This is a genomic window from Bradyrhizobium sp. SRL28, assembly GCF_018596315.1.
GTDB lineage: Bacteria > Pseudomonadota > Alphaproteobacteria > Rhizobiales > Xanthobacteraceae > Bradyrhizobium.
Window position 1 is genome coordinate 1 of sequence record NZ_JAHEAG010000124.1, and the last position, 3,230, is coordinate 3,230.

The following is a 3,230-nucleotide window of genomic DNA, read 5'->3' on the forward strand; positions in this document are numbered from 1 at the left end:
CAGCCCGACGAACGGTCTCCTTATCAGGCCGCTCACGAAGAACTCGACCATTGAGGTGAAGTCGAAGACTGGAATGCCGGTGGTTCGCTGGACCGCCGCCGCGAAAGGCGGTAGCTCGGAGCACTCGAACAGCAGTATGCCAATATCGGGCCGCGCCTTGAGTAAAGCTACCGCGGCATCGACTGTTTCGCGCTCGATCGCTCGGACGTCCAGGTCGCCGCTGACCTTAAGAAAAGCGGCGGCAAACGCCGGAGCGCCTTCGAGTCCCGCGACGACCACACGTTCGGACATCGCTGATAGTCCGCCTGCTTTCAACAGGTCCGGTGTCAGCGAAGAAGCGTCCGCCGTAATGATGCCAAGCGCCTTCTCTCGCGGTAGCATCCGTTCCAGTAACGGAGCAAGGAGAAGACTCGAAAGGAGCACGGGCACCTCGACAGCGGCGCGGAGTACCTCTTGATACGGATCATGAACCCGCAGTTAGAGGTGATGAGTTGTGCACCCTCGCGTTCGAGCTCGGTCGCCGCCTGAGCCACGGCTGACTTCATTTTATTGTCGAAGGGCCGGAGAAGGTGGTCGAAAGTGAGCCCAGGGACCGTCTTGTAACGCACCGGCACGGTCCAAGTACTGGCATTTCCGACACTTCCTGGAATGAAGGGACGGATCCCAGGGCGCTGGAGGCGCTCGAGTTGCAAGATGCCCACGGGGGCACCATAGAACGATTGTCCTGGCTTTAGCGAGGAGAACCGCCGCTCAGTTTGGACAGGAGCAGGATCATTCATCTGTTGTCAGATCCATCTCGATATCGATCGGCACGGACAGCCCTGCAATAAGGTCGTCCCAAGCCCAAGCAAGCAATATTCTAAGGTTCTCTCGAGGGCGAAAGGCTGCAGAATCGAACCGATGTTGCGAAAATAATGCGAGTGGGGGTCGTTTCGTGCGCATGTTCAGCGCACGGTGGGTACAGTCCTCGGGTGCCAGCGCACCGAATGGGCCGCGAGAGCGAAGTGCTCCCTCTGTAGCCGCGATCTGTCGCTCACCGCACATCCGCCGGCAAGTCGCCCAATTTAGTTCGGTTGTGACGGACGCAATAGTGAACTTCGCCTGATAGACCGCCTGCGAAGTCGACCGAGAATGCAACAGTGCGGTCTTTTGTCGGACTAAGCCGGGCGCCGCGCATGCGCGCGCATACTGCGGGAAAGCGGCACGCTACAGCCTTCACCAGCAGAATTTCCGCCATCATGCACCAGTCTTCGGGGCCGTCATGCGTCGACGCGCATCTAAAATAATCTTACGCACAGAGAAACCAGATGCGGATTTAGGGAGAGAAACGATGGCAGCCTCCACGGGAGCGTCGTCGACGACGCCGATCAATCGAGACCAACTCAATAGCGTCCAAGGTAAGCTCGCCTTTGCTCGGCGCTCACCCGAGGAAAGGGCCCCTGAAATTGTTTTTTCGCGAAACGACGCTCCCGCGGTCACGTACGACGTCACCATTCGAGACGCACGGCCGATCGTAGGTGACCTGAGCCTCGATAGAGAAGGGTTCACCCTCGTTCAGCACAACTTGTCCTGCGCAAACGCACAAGATCCGGACGCGATGCGCGACAAGTATCTGGAAGAAATGGTCCCGCTCATCAAGGATTATTTCAACGCGTCGTGGGTCATCCCGAAAAAAGACGCCGTGATTATCCGCTCCCGCGGCGCGCCTCCGGGCATGAACGAGGAACGCGCTCTCGTAACGAACGAGGTCTCTGGGATTGCTCACGTTGACTACTCAACGATCGCAGCTCCCATGATGGCTGCGCGTGAGAACCAACTGCAGGTCATTCCGATTCGAGCATATTCTCGATTGATGGTCATTCAGACTTGGCATGCCCTCTCGGAACCGCCGCAGGATTTCCCGTTGGCACTCTGCGATGGATCCACGGTCTTGGATACGGATCTTGTCCATACGCACCATGACAGACACGGTATCAGGCACGGTATGTGGCGCGTCCACTATAGCCCCCTTCATCGTTGGTATTATTTCGAGAACATGAAGCCAGGCGAATTCATTCTCTTCAAGGGCTACGATTCCAACGAGAATTGTGATCCGCGGTCCGCGCACACCGCTTTCGACAATCGTCTCGCCTTTCCGAATGCCAAACCTCGTAGGAGCGTCGAGTGTAGATTCTTCGTTTACTACGACTGAACGGCCAAAATCACTGATCGCAGGTCCACTTAGGATTTTCTGCAGGCTACGCCGAAACGGTCGTTAGATGACGACGGTTCTGATCACGGGCGCGAACCAGGGCATCGGTCTTGCACTCGCGCAGCGATACGCCGCCGAGGGGGCAAAGTAATCGCCGCTTGCCGCAATCCGACGGAGGCCGATGAGCCGCAGAAGCTCTCGGCATCTTCCGCCGGCCGCGTGCGGATCATGCAGCCTAAACGTGGCCGACGAGGCATCGATCGCCTCGCTTAGGGACGCACTCGGAACTGATCGACATCATCATCAACAACCCGGGCGTCAATGCCTCTCTAGATAGGCGTCGGCAAAGAAAGTATATCCGAGGTGACGATCACCACCGCAGAGCAACAGGGGTGTTGCCCGTCGACTGCGACCGTCTTCGGGGCCGTTGGTATCGGCTAGCAGGCGCGAACTGCTCGTCCGAAATCTCTGTCAGAGCTAAATGAGCTCGAAAAGCTGTCGTGGCGCACGGGTCAGTGTTTCGGCACCGGATTCGCTGACGCGGAATGTCTCACTGATGACATAGCCAAAATCCTCGTCGACCCATTGCCAAGCATCAGATGGAAGGTCATGTTCGGCTTGAGCTCTGTCTTGTCGCCATCCTTGAGGCTCGCAGTGGGCTCCAGCCAATCTATGCCAATCGCGTAACCACAGCGCGATTCTTTCTTGAAGCCCTGCTTTTCAATCGTTCGATAAAAGGCGTTGGCTACTTCGCTACAGGTGGCGCCGGGCCGGACCGCGTTCAACGCTAGCCTCCGGGTGAGCGCAGCTCCGGCTAAGAGGAGATCGTGGTCGGCGAAAAGGTGCGGATTTATTCTGCGCAACGGCAGCGGGAAATGAGTGGACTTGGGCCTCGGGCCGAATGGATTATGAATGACTTGGCTCGCCTGAGATCGGCTTGAGTTGGCGGTGCCGTCTCGATCGGTGACGGTTTGACTGAAAATCTATCGTTTGGCGTTTATTTCGCGGAATTTATGCGATGAGCAGCCAATTTTCGCGG

2 protein-coding genes and 2 pseudogenes are annotated in these 3,230 nt (G+C 57.4%); 2 read left to right on the forward strand and 2 right to left on the reverse strand.

Annotation, left to right across the window (positions count from 1 at the left end; translation table 11 throughout):
- A pseudogene (locus KIP88_RS45410) lies at positions 1-291 on the reverse strand (hypothetical protein); the annotation flags it as partial.
- 1,039 nt (positions 292-1,330) lie between these two features.
- On the opposite strand from KIP88_RS45410, the gene KIP88_RS45415 reads away from it, so the two are divergent.
- Complete coding sequence (locus KIP88_RS45415; protein ID WP_249791559.1) at positions 1,331-2,191, forward strand: CmcJ/NvfI family oxidoreductase; 861 nt, start codon at positions 1,331-1,333, stop codon at positions 2,189-2,191.
- Positions 2,192-2,258: 67 nt separating this feature from the next.
- On the forward strand, positions 2,259-2,342 hold the full coding sequence (locus KIP88_RS48945; protein WP_214494568.1) for an SDR family NAD(P)-dependent oxidoreductase: 84 nt from the start codon (positions 2,259-2,261) through the stop codon (positions 2,340-2,342).
- A 326-nt stretch (positions 2,343-2,668) separates the two neighbouring features.
- On the opposite strand, the pseudogene KIP88_RS47705 reads toward KIP88_RS48945, so the two are convergent.
- A pseudogene (locus KIP88_RS47705) lies at positions 2,669-2,979 on the reverse strand (M24 family metallopeptidase); the annotation flags it as partial.
- Positions 2,980-3,230 lie beyond the last annotated feature (251 nt).

What these genes read in the sequence shown, in the direction of transcription:
- KIP88_RS48945 (WP_214494568.1), top strand. Translation starts at nt 2,259, where the DNA reads ATGACGACGGTTCTGATCACGGGCGCGAACCAGGGCATCGGTCTTGCA.
- KIP88_RS45415 (WP_249791559.1), top strand. Translation starts at nt 1,331, where the DNA reads ATGGCAGCCTCCACGGGAGCGTCGTCGACGACGCCGATCAATCGAGAC.